The sequence below is a fragment of the Azonexus hydrophilus DSM 23864 genome, from assembly GCF_000429605.1.
Classification (GTDB): domain Bacteria; phylum Pseudomonadota; class Gammaproteobacteria; order Burkholderiales; family Rhodocyclaceae; genus Azonexus; species Azonexus hydrophilus.
This window is the reverse complement of sequence record NZ_KE386925.1, coordinates 507,033-521,431: the sequence shown is the minus strand read 5'-3', so window position 1 is coordinate 521,431 and position 14,399 is coordinate 507,033. Positions and strand designations below refer to the sequence as shown.

General features: G+C 48.9%; 22 protein-coding genes. 13 read left to right on the top strand and 9 right to left on the bottom strand.

Annotation, left to right across the window (positions count from 1 at the left end):
* Positions 1-63: 63 nt before the first annotated feature.
* Positions 64-909: an HDOD domain-containing protein gene (locus G471_RS0113870; RefSeq protein WP_028995864.1), complete on the top strand. Its 846-nt coding sequence runs from the start codon at positions 64-66 to the stop codon at positions 907-909.
* Positions 910-926: 17 nt separating this feature from the next.
* Here G471_RS0113870 and tal read toward each other — a convergent pair whose 3' ends face one another.
* The 5 genes from tal to G471_RS18915 form a co-directional block, all read right to left on the bottom strand.
* Positions 927-1,964 (bottom strand): transaldolase, encoded by a 1,038-nt coding sequence (gene tal, locus G471_RS0113865; protein WP_028995863.1) that lies wholly within the window; start codon positions 1,962-1,964, stop codon positions 927-929.
* 366 nt (positions 1,965-2,330) lie between these two features.
* The gene (locus G471_RS19260) at positions 2,331-2,747 is read right to left on the bottom strand and encodes a hypothetical protein (protein ID WP_157272547.1); all 417 of its coding nucleotides are present in this window, start codon (positions 2,745-2,747) and stop codon (positions 2,331-2,333) included.
* A 104-nt stretch (positions 2,748-2,851) separates the two neighbouring features.
* Positions 2,852-3,988, bottom strand: coding sequence for a tyrosine-type recombinase/integrase (locus G471_RS0113855; RefSeq protein WP_081700279.1), 1,137 nt, complete (start codon positions 3,986-3,988; stop codon positions 2,852-2,854).
* A 257-nt stretch (positions 3,989-4,245) separates the two neighbouring features.
* On the bottom strand, positions 4,246-4,482 hold the full coding sequence (locus G471_RS0113850) for a hypothetical protein (protein ID WP_028995861.1): 237 nt from the start codon (positions 4,480-4,482) through the stop codon (positions 4,246-4,248).
* Between the two features lie 12 nt (positions 4,483-4,494).
* Positions 4,495-4,989 (bottom strand): HNH endonuclease signature motif containing protein, encoded by a 495-nt coding sequence (locus tag G471_RS18915; RefSeq protein WP_157272546.1) that lies wholly within the window; start codon positions 4,987-4,989, stop codon positions 4,495-4,497.
* 299 nt (positions 4,990-5,288) lie between these two features.
* On the opposite strand from G471_RS18915, the gene G471_RS19255 reads away from it, so the two are divergent.
* Together G471_RS19255 and G471_RS0113840 are read left to right on the top strand one after the other, a co-directional pair.
* Positions 5,289-5,678 (top strand): hypothetical protein, encoded by a 390-nt coding sequence (locus tag G471_RS19255; RefSeq protein WP_043421641.1) that lies wholly within the window; start codon positions 5,289-5,291, stop codon positions 5,676-5,678.
* 9 nt (positions 5,679-5,687) lie between these two features.
* Positions 5,688-6,251, top strand: coding sequence for a hypothetical protein (locus tag G471_RS0113840; RefSeq protein WP_028995860.1), 564 nt, complete (start codon positions 5,688-5,690; stop codon positions 6,249-6,251).
* A gap of 473 nt (positions 6,252-6,724) precedes the next feature.
* Here G471_RS0113840 and G471_RS0113830 read toward each other — a convergent pair whose 3' ends face one another.
* Both G471_RS0113830 and G471_RS0113825 read right to left on the bottom strand, forming a co-directional pair.
* Positions 6,725-7,012 carry a hypothetical protein gene (locus tag G471_RS0113830; protein ID WP_157272545.1) on the bottom strand — a complete coding sequence of 96 codons (288 nt, stop codon included), beginning with the start codon at positions 7,010-7,012 and terminating at the stop codon, positions 6,725-6,727.
* A 114-nt stretch (positions 7,013-7,126) separates the two neighbouring features.
* Complete coding sequence (locus G471_RS0113825; protein WP_157272544.1) at positions 7,127-7,384, bottom strand: hypothetical protein; 258 nt, start codon at positions 7,382-7,384, stop codon at positions 7,127-7,129.
* Positions 7,385-7,443: 59 nt separating this feature from the next.
* Here G471_RS0113825 and G471_RS19250 point away from each other — a divergent pair, with 59 nt between their 5' ends.
* Positions 7,444-7,851, top strand: a complete 408-nt coding sequence (locus G471_RS19250; protein WP_157272543.1) for a hypothetical protein — start codon at positions 7,444-7,446, stop codon at positions 7,849-7,851.
* A gap of 165 nt (positions 7,852-8,016) precedes the next feature.
* Here G471_RS19250 and G471_RS0113815 read toward each other — a convergent pair whose 3' ends face one another.
* Positions 8,017-8,448: a hypothetical protein gene (locus G471_RS0113815; protein ID WP_028995857.1), complete on the bottom strand. Its 432-nt coding sequence runs from the start codon at positions 8,446-8,448 to the stop codon at positions 8,017-8,019.
* A 25-nt stretch (positions 8,449-8,473) separates the two neighbouring features.
* The gene (locus tag G471_RS19245) at positions 8,474-8,635 is read right to left on the bottom strand and encodes a hypothetical protein (RefSeq protein WP_157272542.1); all 162 of its coding nucleotides are present in this window, start codon (positions 8,633-8,635) and stop codon (positions 8,474-8,476) included.
* Positions 8,636-9,232: 597 nt separating this feature from the next.
* Here G471_RS19245 and G471_RS19240 point away from each other — a divergent pair.
* From G471_RS19240 to G471_RS0113780, 9 genes are all read left to right on the top strand, one after another.
* On the top strand, positions 9,233-9,580 hold the full coding sequence (locus tag G471_RS19240) for a hypothetical protein (RefSeq protein WP_157272541.1): 348 nt from the start codon (positions 9,233-9,235) through the stop codon (positions 9,578-9,580).
* Positions 9,581-9,615: 35 nt separating this feature from the next.
* A complete protein-coding gene (locus G471_RS19235) occupies positions 9,616-9,876 on the top strand; it encodes a hypothetical protein (RefSeq protein WP_157272540.1) in 261 nt (86 codons plus the stop codon).
* A 2-nt stretch (positions 9,877-9,878) separates the two neighbouring features.
* Positions 9,879-10,295, top strand: a complete 417-nt coding sequence (locus G471_RS19230) for a hypothetical protein (protein ID WP_157272539.1) — start codon at positions 9,879-9,881, stop codon at positions 10,293-10,295.
* Between the two features lie 2 nt (positions 10,296-10,297).
* Entirely contained in the window at positions 10,298-10,573 is a 276-nt protein-coding gene (locus G471_RS19225) for a hypothetical protein (RefSeq protein WP_157272538.1), read from the top strand.
* 4 nt (positions 10,574-10,577) lie between these two features.
* The gene (locus tag G471_RS17765; RefSeq protein WP_081700277.1) at positions 10,578-12,248 is read left to right on the top strand and encodes a portal protein; all 1,671 of its coding nucleotides are present in this window, start codon (positions 10,578-10,580) and stop codon (positions 12,246-12,248) included.
* Complete coding sequence (locus G471_RS19220; RefSeq protein ID WP_157272537.1) at positions 12,241-12,525, top strand: hypothetical protein; 285 nt, start codon at positions 12,241-12,243, stop codon at positions 12,523-12,525. Before G471_RS17765 ends, G471_RS19220 begins: the two co-directional genes overlap by 8 nt.
* Positions 12,443-12,670 carry a Bbp19 family protein gene (locus G471_RS19645; protein WP_483771125.1) on the top strand — a complete coding sequence of 76 codons (228 nt, stop codon included), beginning with the start codon at positions 12,443-12,445 and terminating at the stop codon, positions 12,668-12,670. Before G471_RS19220 ends, G471_RS19645 begins: the two co-directional genes overlap by 83 nt.
* Positions 12,663-13,355: a hypothetical protein gene (locus G471_RS19215; protein ID WP_157272536.1), complete on the top strand. Its 693-nt coding sequence runs from the start codon at positions 12,663-12,665 to the stop codon at positions 13,353-13,355. Before G471_RS19645 ends, G471_RS19215 begins: the two co-directional genes overlap by 8 nt.
* Before the next feature lie 208 nt (positions 13,356-13,563).
* Entirely contained in the window at positions 13,564-14,370 is an 807-nt protein-coding gene (locus G471_RS0113780) for a phage capsid protein (RefSeq protein ID WP_157272535.1), read from the top strand.
* Positions 14,371-14,399 lie beyond the last annotated feature (29 nt).

The following is a 14,399-nucleotide window of genomic DNA, read 5'->3' as shown; positions in this document are numbered from 1 at the left end:
CGTTATATTTATCGAAACGCAACAAGCAGCTAATCTCCACAGCAATCCCCGGAGATGCGCTAAATGAAATCCGTCCCAGAAGAACAACAACTGCAGTCCATGCTCAGCGGCGTGGACATTCCGCCTTGCCCGTCGGTCCTGGTTGAACTTGACCGGGAATTGAAGAAGGATGAGCCGGATCATCGCGAACTGGTGCGCCTGATGTCCAGCGACGTCGCCCTCTCGGGGCACGTCATGCAGATTGCCAATTCACCGGCATTCTCGACCGGCCACAAGTTGTCGTCGATCAACCAGGCGATCAACGTTCTGGGAACGCGGCAGGTATTCAACCTGGTGGTATCGCAACTGCTCAAGGTCGCCTTGGCGGGCAAGGATTCCGCCAGTCTCGAACGTTTCTGGGAAAGCTCGGCGCTGACCGCGCGCTTGTCCGGCGAGATTGCCCGCCGCCTGCGCTGCCTCCGGCCGGATGTGGCCTACACCTTCGGCTTGTTCCACGATTGCGGCATTCCGCTGCTGATGCGGCGTTTCCCCGAGACGCGTTCGGTACTCGGCGAGGCCAACAACGCCGAGGACATGATGTTTACCGAGGTCGAGGACAAGCACCTGGGAACCAATCATGCGGTGGTCGGTTACTTCCTGGCGCGCCGCTGGCGTCTGCCCGACGAAGTGGCCGAAGCCATCCTGCGTCACCACGACTACAGTGTTTTTCAGCGGCCAGGTGATTATTCATCGGCCGTGCTGGCCCAGATCGCCATCAATGTGCTCGCCGAACACATCATCCGCCTGCAGGCAGACGGTGATGTCGAGCATGAGTGGGCGAAAGCTGCGCCGCTGGTCTGCGATTTCTTCGGTTTGTCGCTCGGCGGTGTCGACGACCTGATCGAGGATTTGCGCGACTGGCTCGGTTGAGCCAGCCGCACTGACGATCAGCGGACCAGGTCGAGCAGTTTGGCGAAGGCTTCGTCGAACTGTTTGAGGCCGGCCGTCTGCAGTTCTTCGCCGATCACGTCGAGATCGTGACCCAGTGCGGCGATTGCCGCCAGTTGATGGGCCGTGCCCTCGCGGTCGTCAGCCAGCGTGGTGAGCGCTTCGCCATGGTCGCGGAAGGCCGTCAGCGTGGCATCGGGAACGGTATTCACGGTGCCGGCGCCGATCAGTTGCTCCACGTAAAGCACGTCGCGGTAATTGGGGTTCTTGCTCGAGGTTGAGGCCCACAGCAGCATCTGCTGGCGGGCCTGGCCGGGCAGGGCCGGCAGGTCCTGCCAGTCGGCGTAAGCCTGGCGGGCCATGGCAATCGCTGTCCGGCCTTGCAGTTCGGCCGGCAGTTTCGGATCGATCAGGCTGTCCAGTCGGCTGATGAAAACGCTGGCGACCGAGGCGATGCGGTCCACCGGCAGACCGGCGGCGAAACGCTGCTCGATGCCGGCGCGATAGGCCTGCTGCACGTCGGCGAGTTGCCCCGGCGAAAAGATCAGCGTGACATTGACGTTGATGCCGTCGGCGATGGCGGCGGTGATCGCGCCCAGGCCGGCCGGCGTTGCCGGGATCTTGATCATCGCGTTCGGGCGGCCGATCTCCGCCCACAGGCGCCGGGCGGCAGCCAGGGTGCCGGCGGTGTCGGCGGCCAGGGTTGGCGACACCTCGAAGCTGACGAAACCGGCATTACCGCCGCTTTGCTCGTACAGGGGCAGGAACAGGTCGCAGGCGCCCTGGACGTCGGGGAGCGCCAGGGCTTCGAAGCGCAGTTCGGCCTCCAGTGGGCTGTTCTTGAGCTTGCTCACGGCTTCGGCGTAAGCCGCATCGGTGCGGATCGCGTTGTAGAAGATGGCCGGGTTCGAGGTGACGCCGGCAATCGCATCGTCGGCGATCCAGCGGGCGAGTTCGCCGGATTCGAGCAGTTGGCGGGACAGGTTGTCGAGCCAGACTTGCTGGCCGAGGTGGGAGATGGCGGCAATGCGGGACATGTCGTTGGGTCGCTGGGCAAAAGGGGCAAGTCTATCAGTCTGTGTGCATAAGGGACATTTATCCCCGTTTGGGTCGGACAAGCCTGTGGATAAGCTCTGGATGCATGCTGCAATCCATTGAGCGGCAAGGGCTTTGTGGTTGGTGCCTGAAAAATGGGCAATCGCCATCCGGTTCAAGCGTCGAAGATATGGCGCACAGGTGAACTAACATATAAAATAAAACCTATGCCAGTTTCATATCGCGCATATCCTGCGGGGCTTCACGTGGTAACTTTTTGATTATTGGTAGGGCCAAAAAAGAAAGCCGCACTAATAGTAGGTTTTGAAAAGTTTGTGCCTTTCTCAAGATTGCTATCACTCTATAATTTACTCCAGCGCAGCACGCCAGTTCTTAACCAGTAGTTCCATTTCATCTATCGTGGCATCGTATTTCAGTCGGTTGGCTCTCCACGATATGACCCACACGTTCCCTTTGACATAACCTTTGGTGCTGTCTATTCGGTCAAGCGATACGCTGTTGTCGGATCGATCTGATGTCGACGCCCACGGACGTAGTTCGATACCAAGAAGAGGACACCGTTCTGGAACAACAATGTCCTCGATTGACAAATCAAACTCAATGCCTCGTTCCTTAGCACTTCGTTTGATACTGGATAGCCAACGTGACATTGGATTAGCTTTACGCCACTCCGCACACTTAGCTAACCTCTGCTTCTTGTTCTGTTCGTATCGTGCCTTTGCTTTGGCCTTCAAAACTTCTTTGTTGTCTTCGTAGTACGACATATCAATCTCCCAAAGAAAAACCCACACGGCCGCCAAGCACTTGTGTGGGTTCTTCAAACAAAAATTAGTTGTAGTTATTTATCGCTTGGCGGCTGACCTTTTATTTATAAATCCAACATGGCAACGGCTCGCTTACTTGCCTCACTTGGACTCAGGCTTGCGTAGTAACTTGCCGTGGTAGTTACATTCGAGTGACCAAGGATTGCACTCACGTCACTGATTGCCAAACCGTTACGGACTAGCTTCGATGCCAAGGTCTTCCGGAGTGTGTGGAATGATCCTTCAATCCCTGCACGCTTCATTGCTCCTTGCAGGCCTGCGATGTTGTAGCCTCTGTGGCCTCCGTTCTTGTTTGTGAAGACCCATTGCTCGCTGCGTTTGTTCTCGCTACGGTTCTGCATGATCAGGTAGAGGCGCTTCGTCATTTGCAGTGTCGATTCATTCTTCGTCTTGCCACGGATCAATCGAATCTGTTTATTGACTAGATCGACCTGGCTCCATTCGAGTGTTGCAATCTCTTCGTGGCGAGCACCAGTGTCGAGGAGAGTCACAACGAAGTCGTAGTTGTCTCGACGAATGCGAATCTGTTCATCGGTACGGTCTTCGTATGCACCAAGGCCCTGAATGTCTTTCAGTGGATCGAGTTCATCCAGCAGTTTGTTTTCTTGCTCTTCGGTCAGGTAGTGGATCGTTCCCTTCTCCTGCTTGACCTTGTGTTCCTTTTTGAAAGCCTTGATGTCGATGTCAGGTACTTGGTAACCCAACTGCTTCGCTGTCGTCATGAGGGCATTGATGAACAGAAGCTCATGCAGGAACGTACCCATGCTGACACCTTCGCTGCGGCGGGCCATCATGAGGCGAACGAGATGCTTGCTGGTCAGTTCATGGAAGGGCATTGAAGCCTCGAACCCATACACTTCGATAGGCTCCTTCGTCATGTTGTTCAGTTTGTAGCCAAGCAACTTACGGGAGACAGTTTCGAGTTGTGCGAAACATTTCTTTGCACGCTCGGTCATCTCGGTTGGCTTCTTCAGTTCCAAATGCTCGTCAATGATTTCCTTGAGGGTGCATGTTTCATTCTTCTCGAAATGAATCTCCTCAATGGCCTTGCGACGAAGTTCATTCTCGACCTTCTGTGCTAGTGCTTTGTTGTTTGTCTTTGTGCTCTTCAGGTATGGCTTTCCGTTGATCATAAAGGATGCATACCAGTAAGGACTGTTGGCGTGACGTACTAGACTCATGATTGTTTCTCCTGTAGTTAAGCATCGTTGTCAGTGATGCGAAAAATATTTATTACTCCAGTGAGAAAACATTCCTATTTTTTACAGGTGAATGACAACGGGAGTCAAAACATAAATAGAATTGCCGTACTTGTCATACGGTACAACTCGTTCATGGTTGTAAGTTTGTCTCCTCCACTGGGAAACAAAAAGGCCCACAGTGCAATGCTGTGGGCCTTCCCAGTCTTCTTTCCCTAATGTTTCTTTTTTCTTTAGGGTTACTTTTTCTTGAACGAATCGAACATGTCCTTCAAGCTCTGTTCGTAATCATCTACAGCATTCTCGTTCAGGTCTTGTTTGTGTGCTTCACGATACAGTTCAACACATCCCTTGTAGTAGTTGAGGTAGAACTCTTTTGATGTATCCATTTGCTTTTGTCTCCAGTAGTAGTAGGTTGTTATTGTTACTGCGAGGATGATTGTTACAACGGTGCAGAGTAGGTATGCGGTTCCCATTTTGGTCACTCCTTAAACTGTTACATGCGACCACGTATCGCCAGTCAGGATAGAACGCAATGTGGTCAGGTTGATGTTGAACATTCTTGCAACCGCACGTTGGGATAGCTGCTCGAAGATTGATCCTTCCTTGATGATCCGAACATCTCTCTCTGTTAGCTTTGCATTCTTTTTGTCTGTACCTCTTACCCATCGTCCTGCTTCAACACTCATTCGGATATTCTCTTTGTGGGTGCAGGCGACAAGATGGTTCGGGTTACAACATTTTGGGGTGTGGCAGGTATGTGCTACCTCCATACCTTCAGGCACAGGGCCCCAGAAGAGTTCATAAGAGAGTCGGTGTGCGTTGTTCCAGATGTACTTGCCATGCTCGTCTCTGCCTACCCATACCAGACCGTAGCCATTTGTCTTGTTGCAGTATCGATTCCATTCCCAGCATCCAGTCTCTTCATTCACTGTGACGTTGCGTTCGATTCTTGCGAGTAGTTTCTTTGTTTGTTCTGTCATGATTGTCTCCATAGCGTTCATGTCCGGACGGTCTGTATGATCGCCCTTGAGAATATTTAGTGGAGAGGTTCAAAAGTTCTAAGGAAATGGCTACACCCCGCATCAATAGTGGGGTTCAGGTTCTCTATTTTTCTTCACGTCGGAGGGGGTGAAGCATAAATATGAATGTGAAGGTGTCGGCTTTATAAATAAGTTCAAGGACCGACCAAGCCCTACAATAAAAAGTTTACGTGAAACCCCAGACATCCTTTGGCTTGGTCGCCTGTCTGGGGTTTCTTTTTATCTGGAGACCAAGCCAAATGAAACAAACAAACCGTGACCGCCAGCGTGCAAGAGCCGAGCGAGTGAAGAGAGAACGAGCAGAGTGGGAAGCAAAGAACCAACACATCATTCAACAAGTCGAGGATGATCTTGATCAACTTGTTGGGACACGCCGCACAAGACTGAGTGCACGTCGTCGCTATGCAGAGAAGCAAGCCAAGCCTAAATGGTTCGAGGCAGACAAAGTAAAGATGATGTATGAAAAACGAGATGAACTTAACGAACGTCTCGGGTTAAAATTAGAAGTCGATCACATCATCCCTATTCAATCCAGTACCGTATGTGGTCTTCACTGTTGGGCTAACCTTCAGTTGCTTGATGCAGACCTTAATGGCGTCAAGACTAATGACTATCAACAAGACTGGTAAGGTTGCATCATGAACATATCAATCTACGGAACCACTTACCGGGACAACGAAAAGGGTAAGTGCAAGAAGGCAGGAGTAGCCTTCCGTGTCCTAGCAAAGCATGAAGGTCAGCTATTGCAAAAGGACTACGAGACAATCAGCACGACGAGAACCTATGGCGATCTCTGGCTATCCGAACTACTGTCACTGCTCAATCTGTACAGTGTGGTAGATGGTATCGAGCACATTACCTTGATCACTAACCAGATCGAGGCAGGCAAGATGGCAGGAAAGATCGAACGCATCCTTGTTGAAGCACTGGAGAAGCAGAAGGTGTCGAAGGAGGATGTCGAGCATCTGGTATTCAAGGACGGAAGACATACGCCACGTCCGAACAACCATCTCTATGCCCAAGTTGTGTTGAAGCTACTGGAGATGCATAGAGATGGTATTCGGTTCAAGCAGGATCATCTGCCGTCGAAGCACACCATGGATTTGGTCAAGGGACTGCACCTGAAGATTGCACCACACAAGGTACTGATTGATAAGAACAAACCAAAGAAAACCCCCCCTGTAATAATAAAGAAAGAATAGTATATAAAATATTACAGGGGGGGCCTGCGAACCCCCCTCTGTAATAGGAACCTTCGGTTCCGTACATGGTGAAGACCTGAGTTCCATTTCCCGATCTGGTTCCATGTAACAAATCGAATCCCATATGTCGGCATAGGTAAGGCAAAACAAATCGCGTATAGGTCGATTACGTCGCATTAACGAACGGGATTAACGACATCTCTACGACGCCATAACGAATCCATTTGACGAACTCAGGCCCGATATGAGGAAGGCGATAAGGGAAACGATATGGGAACGATTGATGTACCCGATCCCACACACGACATTCATCCAGCTCCCCAATTCCTCGACGCCACAGTTAAGGTACATGAGGTGATACGAAAAAATAATTTACACCACTGACCGAAATGGGAACACAGAAGCGAGAGGCCAAAAGAAAAGGGACGGTCTAGCTTCTACCGTCCCTCATTCACTTCGTACTCTCAAGGCTGTTACTCTGGTTGTTCGTATGCCTTGGTCCTTGCTTCTGATGCTTGGATTCTTTTACGTGCATTGTCGAACATGGCCTTCTCTTCGGCACTCATCTTCTTGCTACTGCTACTGCTACGTCCTTCCAGTGCAGCAATACGGTTCTCCAATGCAGTAATGTAACGATCAGTGATGGCTTGGTTCATCTTCAGCATCTTGACCTCGCGCTGCAACTCATACACACCAGAGTCATATTGAGCTACAGCAGCAGACGAACACAGCAGCAACAGGATAGCGATAGTCTTTTTCATTTTGTCTCTCCTCAAGTAAGCCAAGTTGTCATTCGTGGCTACTAATATGTATCCGAGACTCCAACATTTTCAGAAAAAAGACAACACCCTACAGGCTTTGAACCCAACGCAGCATCACTTCTTCGTTGCGGTTTCAGGAGGAGCAGCAGGGCCATCATCTTTCGAAACTTCAGGCTTCGCTACCTTGGCAACCAGCTTCAACACTTCCTTAACCGACACACCCAGTTCAGTAGCAACATTATCAACCTTCACTGCCAGAGCCAAGATCGATTTGTGGTCAGCAGTAACGGAAGCCTTTGCCTTCAGTGCTGCAATCTTGGCTTCGTAATCTGCAATCATCTGAGCAGTGGTCCGACGAACACCCTTAGCCATTTGAATCCCCTTCATGTGAAGTTATAAATAGATGGAGCTTTACATTACAGGGAGTCATCATGACACAACAAAAAGAAATTAGCTACGCCGCCAAACGAGAACGCCGCATCAGAGAAACGGCAGAGGGTAGGGCTGCATTGAATTCAAAACAGCGTCAGTATCGAATCGACAATCCAGAGCGCTACATGTTGTCTTGTGCAAAGGAAAGAGCCAAGCGACTTGGGCTAGAGTTCAACCTTGATCTGTCTGACATTGTTATACCGACGCACTGTCCTGTGCTTGGCATTGAATTGAATCCAGCTAATCGAGACATGTATTCAACACCATCATTGGACCGTATCGATAGCAGAAAAGGATACACCAAGGGAAATGTGATAGTCGTATCGACCAGAGCAAACCTACTGAAGAAGGATGCAACTCCAGACGAACTGAGAATGCTGGCCGACTTCTACGAACAATACAAATAAAAAAGGAGGCCTAAGCCTCCTCGTTCTGTTCCTGCTTTCGAACTAAGAACCTCATTAGCTCAAACGCCCAATCTGTCTCGCTGATCTCCCGAACCACCACGTCATGAACCAGATACTTGATTTCATGTTGAGTGGTTGGGAGGTCATCTAATTCAGAACCAGACATCAAGCGACCTTGTTCTTGGTCATGATGATCTGGATGTAAGTACGAGCACCAGCCAGAGTCAAACCAAGCTCCTTCTGAAATGCTTCAACGTACTCCTTACGAGCCTTGCCTTGATTCTCCTTCCAGTACTGGACAGCTAATTCCATCTTGGTAGGTCCATCATTCTTCGTCGGCTTGGTCAGCTTCCGGAGTTCCTTCTTCAGATCGGACAACCGTTCGGTGAGCTTCACGATCTCCGATTCGAGATCGACAATCTTGTTCTCTTTGTCGATGTCAGCCTGAGTGGTTTCTTCGGACTGAACTAATTCAGAACCAGACTCGACCACTTCAACGACAGGTTCAGTAACTTCAACTTGTTCAACAGTTTGGTTTTGATCAACCACTTCTTCGGATTGAACTTGTTGAGCCTTCTTGGATTGACGAGCAGCCATGATGATTCTCCTAATTGAAAAGTAATTACAACGACTTGATCAGAACGATCTGAATGGACTTGTTACCAATGATGGAACTAACCAACTTCTTCAGTTCAGATTCAGCTTCATTGATGTTGGTAGCTTCGACAACATCTTTAAAGACTTTCATCAAACCTTGAACCGTATAAGTGATTTCGTATTTCATTTTTGAACTCCGTTTGTTTGTTCCATGACCACACTATCAATCATGAAAAAAACTAGACAACGAAAATGTTTGAATCGTTGATATGGAGTTCGATAGTCGTTCTGAATCTTTACTTCTTTATATTAGGGGAGGTCGATTCTGTATGGTTTGTTAGCAGTGGCTCTCATTACATTGACCATTTTGGTCACTTCTTTGTATCCATATAACCATCAACTTGGGTATGTTTTCATGGAACTTTTGGCCCACTATATATTTATCTAGTAGTCTATCTTATTAATAGTAAGTTACTCCGGATAGCTATTCCCGCGTCAATAGTGGGGTTGAGAGTGATAGCTATGTTGAGTGATACGAATACTGTTGTCGGATTGATCAAGATGGTTGAGGGGTTCAACTTTTTTGATGTGGTTGGTTTTGAGAACAGTTTTCGAATATTCGAAAATCCGAAGGGCGTTTTTTGTGGTATGTCCGAATTTTTAGGACTAGCAATACTCTATTACGTGAAAAAAATCTGCCGCCAATTTTAGGATCGCCTCTTGAAGTTCCGGCCGGCAAAGGTTCTCCACAATAAATAAACAATGACAAACGTGGAGACAAACAATGCCAAAACCAAGATTGACAGAAGAAGAAAAGAAGCAGCGCCGTCGTGATTGTTCTTACCGATACTTTGAACAGAAGAGAGCGCGCGGAGGAAAAAGATTAGGCCGCATTGGTGAAGAGGTGCCAGATGAAAGAACGCCGCCACCAAAGTATGAAACCGTTTACGTGGCTTGGGTTATTCCTCTTCATGGCGATCCGATACAGATTGGACCGTATAAGAGTAAGCACGTAACTCTCAAGGCACGGTTCAAGACTGTTCGGAAGTTGATCGAAGAAAACAATGCAAGAGATTTTGATATTCGTCTTTTGGGGATGCATGAGGAAAGCCAACTAGAAGAGGACGACTGACATAAATACCGCACAACCAAATCAAGGAGAACGATATGTGCGGTGGTGGTCAGTCGATCAATTACGGCGAGCAAGAAGCAAAGGCACGCGAACGGGCAGCAGAAGAAGCGGCACGAGTACAAGCAGAGACAGCAGCAAAAGAAGCTGAAGCAAATGCAAAGATGCTTTCTGATAAACAGTCAGAAGCAACAGCCCAATCAGTTCAGGAAGCGCGTCAGCGTTCTTTGTTGGCTGCTGGAACTGATGAAGAGGAAGAGAAGAAGGGCGCTAAGAAAAATACGCTGCTGGGTGGTTAATCATGTGCAGCGGTGCATTCGGTCAATTCCAGAACTTCCGACATAACGCACAGATGGGCTTTGGCTTGGTTCCAGAAAATAGCCTCACTGCGAAGCGTGTCAAGTTCGAGGCTGATCTTGAAAACTACGTCGCCCCAGGAATGGAACATGGCGACGACCGTCTTCTAAAAGAACGAAAACAAAAAGAAGAAGCAAAGGCTGCGGCAAGTGAAGCAGCAGCAATCTCAGAAGCAGAACAACAAAAAGCAAAAGCGGCAAAGGCATCTGCGGACCTCGATGCGGCATTTAAGGATGGCGTTTCCTCGAATGGTGCATATGAAGAGGCCCGTGCGAAGTCTTTACTTGCTTCAGCTTCCGAAGATCAAAAAACAAAACTCACAGAAACAAAAACAACAAAAGCTACTTTATTGGGAGGCTAACTATGTGTGGCGGTGGCGGTAAATCAAGAGGCCCATCAGAGGCAGAAATTCAAGCTCGTGAAAAGGCAGCAGCGGATCGAGCAAAGGCAGCATTCGAAGCAGAGCAGGCAGAGTTGCAACGAAAGAAAAACGAAGAACTGATCGCAGGAAAGAAGTCGGCAGCAGAGGCAGAAGCGGCAGCACTTCTACAACAACAAACACTCCTTGGCTCCATTGACGACGAGGAGAAGAAGAAAGTGACTGCATCTTCAGGCAAGTCTACTTTGCTGGGGGGCTAATCAAATGGCTCATGCAGACGGAAAACAAATACAAAAAACATTCGAGCGTTTAGTGAATGACCGTCTGCTTCTTGAACAATACTGGACCGAAGCATTTGAATACAGCTACCCGGTTCGTGGTGAATCCTTTTCAAACAAGAATGGTGATCCAAGTTCAGTTGCTTTAACGGCGAAAAAGAAGCAGTCAAAGATATACGATTCAACGGCTACGGATTCGGTTCGTCTGTTGGCATCGTCTTTGTTGTCGGGCCTCACACCAAGCCATAGCCAGTGGTTCAGCTTGGACATCCCGAATGTTCCAGACAACATGATTCCTCGTGATGCAAAGCAGTGGCTACAGTTTGCTGCTGAAACATTGTTCTCGACGATTCATGGATCGAATTACAACAGCGAAGCATTTGAACTGTTCATTGATTTAACGATTGGTGGCATGTGCGGCATCTTCGTTGATTTCGATGAGGATGGATTCAAGTTCGAGCATTGGCCGCTGCATTCGCTTTATTGTCAGGACCTATTGGGACATAACCGCATCGACACGATCTACCGCAAGGTTGTCATGACGACACGTGAGGCAATCGAGAAGTTTGGTGAGGCGAATGTTCCTGAAGAAGTGATCGAGGCATTCCGACAAGACCCATGGTGCTCGAAGAAGCATGCATTCATTCACACGATCCGCCCACGCTTGAACAATGGCAAGCAGTCACGAGGCAAGCTGAAACAGAACATGCCTTGGGAGTCTGTCTATGTTTGTGCGAAGACTGGGGAGATTGTCGAGGAGAGTGGCTTCCAAGAAATGCCGGTTGTCGTTCCTCGTTGGTTCGGCATTCCTGGAACTGACTATGCACTTGGCCCACTGAACGAAGCCTTGCCGGATGTGAAGACCCTGAACCGTGTTGTCGAGATGATCCTGACAAACGGGGAGATGGCAATCGCAGGCACCTTCGTTGCAAAGGATGATGGTGTCTTCAATCCGAATACCGTTCGCATTGGCCCACGCCGAGTGATCATGGTAGCGGAGCCGGACAACATCAAACCATTGGCGTCCGGTGGCAACTTCAACATTGCACAAGCCGAGATTACCCGCCTGCAATCGCAGATCAAGCGCGTGATGATGTCGGACCAACTCGCCCCAACAGAGCGAGGAAACATGACTGCAACGGAAGTAACAACCCGCACGCAGATCATTCGCCAGATTCTTTCACCGGCCCTTGCACGTCTCCAGTCCGAATTCTTGGAGCCATTGCTGAATCGTTGCTTTGGTTTGGCTATGCGTGCAGGCATCTTGGGGCAACCTCCTGAGTCTATGGCCGGCTTGGTGTTCATTCCGACCTACCACAGCCCGATTGCGAAGGCTCAGAAGATGGAAATGGTTCAGGCGATGGATCAGCTCGAAATGTCCCTCACTGCAATGAAGCAGCTTGATCCTGAGATTGTCGATCTATACGACCTCGAAGCATCCCTGAAGAAGCGTGCAGACCTCCTTGGTGTGCCGATTGAATGTCTGAAGGATGAACGCGCAGTGCAAATGATTCGTCAGGCCCGCGCACAAGCTCAAGACCAACGCAATGCACAGGCACAAATCCCACAACTCGCTAGCGCAATGAAGAACGTTGGGCAGTCAGGCGATGTAGGGCAAGACGCTTTGATGGCAATGATGGGGGCCGTAAGTGGATAAGCAACGTATAGCCAAGAAGATCAACAAGGCTATCAACGGGCACCTTGAGAGGGTTTATCTCTCTCAAGGCAATCTCCGTTATTGGCCGCAAGAGTTCATAACCCCTGAGATGCTGGCCGACGAAGAACTATTCCAAGATTTTCAAATTATTGCCGACATGCTCATAAATACAGAAGAACAAGAGGAGCAGACAAATGGTGATCGACATAAAGAAACTGATGTGGGAAGTGTTTCAAAACAATCCCGCCGGTCAAAAGGTTCTCGAACATCTGAGTAGTCGTTTCTATGATTCACCGATTTACACAAGAGGTGATGCATACGATACAACTTACAAGATTGGTCAGAGAGATGTTATTGCATACATTATAAATAGTTTGGCAACAGCACAATTAAACACGACAGAGGAGACAGAAAATGAGTGAAGTAGCTGAGAACAACACAGAAGTAGTTAGCGAGAATGTTGAATCAGTAGATCAAGCAACGGAAGTTCAAGCCACCGAAGATGATTACAGTTGGGTTCCTAAAAAGTTTCTGAAGGATGGCAAGCCTGATCTTCAAGGTCTGGCAAAAAGCTATTCAAACCTAGAGAAGCGTTTAGGTTCTCGCAGCTTGGCATCTGAAGCTATTGAAGATTATGCATTCGAATCAAAGCATGGTTTTCAATATGATCCAGAAGTTTCAACGGCATTCAAATCAGAAGCACAGAAGATGGGCGTTTCTCCAGAACAATATGCTTGGATGATGGAGAAGTATGAAGAAGCTGTATCAACAAATACAGTTACACCAGAAGTCGCAGAGAAGACGTTGCGTGAATCGTGGGGCAAGAACTTCGATAGTAACCTCAACTATGCACGTGCCGCTTGGGATGCATTTGCTCCATCCGATATGGACATCAACGAAGTGGGGAACAATCCTGCTGTGTTGAAGATTCTGGCTCGTGTGGGTGCAGAGCTTGGCGAGGATAAGCCAACAGCAAGACAGGCTTCTCGACCAACAGCAATGACGGAAGATCAGATCAACGAAATCATTAGATCAAAAGACTACACGACAAATCTGAAGAAGCAGGAGCAGGTTCGTAAATGGTACGAACAACATTACAGCGAATAAGCGTGATGTAGAAACAGATAGGGCCGCCAAGTGCGGCCCTTTTTATTTGGTCTGTAACTGACCACTTTGCGTAGAACCATAAATAGTTGCATCTGAAGTTTAGTACGGACAAGCCACGGCCCCGGAACCACGTAAGTAACGCCCCGAGTTCGGCTCGGATAAGCAGAAAAGAACAACAAAAAATTAACTTATTCGAGGAAATCTCAACATGGCTACATCTACCAATGCTGCATTTATTGCGCAATATTCAAATGAAGTAAAGCAACTATGGGCACAGAACGACACTCGTCTGATGGACACACTCCGTGTTCACAAGAACGTTGTTGGTTCTACTTACAACTTCCACCGTATGGCTGCTGTTGTTGCTAACACCAAGTCCCGTGACGCAGCTATCACTGCTCTGGACCCAACAGCAACTCAAGTTACCGCAACACTGGCTGACTACTACGCTGGTATCTACATCGACAAGCTCGACGAACTGAAGACCAATGCCAACCTGCGTGCTGAGTACGCCAAGGCTGCTGTCGGTGCTATCAATCGTAAGGTCGATGATGTCATCATCACTGAACTGGCTAACGCTGCTAACACGACTGCAACCGTCGCTGGTGGCCTGACACTCGCCAAGATTCTGGAATGTGTGACCTACCTGAACACCAACGAAGTCGATCCAGAGAAGCGCGTGCTGGTTATCGGTGCAAAGCAAATCTCTGAAGCTCTGGCTATCCAACAATTGACATCGAGCGACTACGTTCAAGTGCAAGCAATTCTGCAAGCTGGCGTTGGTTCTGCTCTTGGCATGAAGTGGATCATGTCGAACCGTCTGCCGAAGGTTTCTGCTAACCGTACTTGCTTCGCTTTCAATGGCGATTCTATCGGTCTGGCTGTCGGCCAAGATGTGACGACTGAAGTCAATTACATCCCAGAACGTGTTGCTTACCTGACCAACTCTTACGTTTCCCTTGGCGCGAAGATCATCGACGACCTGGGCATCACGAAGATGACTTGCGTTGAGTAATAACACTCAGCAGTAACAAAAGAAGGCGA

Bases quoted from the DNA above. Each gene is read 5' to 3' on its own strand.
- G471_RS19645 (WP_483771125.1), top strand. From the start codon at position 12,443: ATGGTGATCGACATAAAGAAACTGATGTGGGAAGTGTTTCAAAACAAT.
- G471_RS0113840 (WP_028995860.1), top strand. From the start codon at position 5,688: ATGAACATATCAATCTACGGAACCACTTACCGGGACAACGAAAAGGGT.
- tal (WP_028995863.1), bottom strand. From the start codon at position 1,964: ATGTCCCGCATTGCCGCCATCTCCCACCTCGGCCAGCAAGTCTGGCTC.
- G471_RS19225 (WP_157272538.1), top strand. From the start codon at position 10,298: ATGTGTGGCGGTGGCGGTAAATCAAGAGGCCCATCAGAGGCAGAAATT.
- G471_RS17765 (WP_081700277.1), top strand. From the start codon at position 10,578: ATGGCTCATGCAGACGGAAAACAAATACAAAAAACATTCGAGCGTTTA.
- G471_RS18915 (WP_157272546.1), bottom strand. From the start codon at position 4,989: ATGACAGAACAAACAAAGAAACTACTCGCAAGAATCGAACGCAACGTC.
- G471_RS0113855 (WP_081700279.1), bottom strand. From the start codon at position 3,988: ATGAGTCTAGTACGTCACGCCAACAGTCCTTACTGGTATGCATCCTTT.
- G471_RS0113780 (WP_157272535.1), top strand. From the start codon at position 13,564: ATGGCTACATCTACCAATGCTGCATTTATTGCGCAATATTCAAATGAA.
- G471_RS19245 (WP_157272542.1), bottom strand. From the start codon at position 8,635: ATGAAATACGAAATCACTTATACGGTTCAAGGTTTGATGAAAGTCTTT.
- G471_RS0113850 (WP_028995861.1), bottom strand. From the start codon at position 4,482: ATGGGAACCGCATACCTACTCTGCACCGTTGTAACAATCATCCTCGCA.
- G471_RS0113870 (WP_028995864.1), top strand. From the start codon at position 64: ATGAAATCCGTCCCAGAAGAACAACAACTGCAGTCCATGCTCAGCGGC.
- G471_RS19260 (WP_157272547.1), bottom strand. From the start codon at position 2,747: ATGTCGTACTACGAAGACAACAAAGAAGTTTTGAAGGCCAAAGCAAAG.
- G471_RS19230 (WP_157272539.1), top strand. From the start codon at position 9,879: ATGTGCAGCGGTGCATTCGGTCAATTCCAGAACTTCCGACATAACGCA.
- G471_RS19240 (WP_157272541.1), top strand. From the start codon at position 9,233: ATGCCAAAACCAAGATTGACAGAAGAAGAAAAGAAGCAGCGCCGTCGT.
- G471_RS19255 (WP_043421641.1), top strand. From the start codon at position 5,289: ATGAAACAAACAAACCGTGACCGCCAGCGTGCAAGAGCCGAGCGAGTG.
- G471_RS19235 (WP_157272540.1), top strand. From the start codon at position 9,616: ATGTGCGGTGGTGGTCAGTCGATCAATTACGGCGAGCAAGAAGCAAAG.
- G471_RS0113830 (WP_157272545.1), bottom strand. From the start codon at position 7,012: ATGAAAAAGACTATCGCTATCCTGTTGCTGCTGTGTTCGTCTGCTGCT.
- G471_RS0113815 (WP_028995857.1), bottom strand. From the start codon at position 8,448: ATGGCTGCTCGTCAATCCAAGAAGGCTCAACAAGTTCAATCCGAAGAA.
- G471_RS19250 (WP_157272543.1), top strand. From the start codon at position 7,444: ATGACACAACAAAAAGAAATTAGCTACGCCGCCAAACGAGAACGCCGC.
- G471_RS0113825 (WP_157272544.1), bottom strand. From the start codon at position 7,384: ATGGCTAAGGGTGTTCGTCGGACCACTGCTCAGATGATTGCAGATTAC.
- G471_RS19215 (WP_157272536.1), top strand. From the start codon at position 12,663: ATGAGTGAAGTAGCTGAGAACAACACAGAAGTAGTTAGCGAGAATGTT.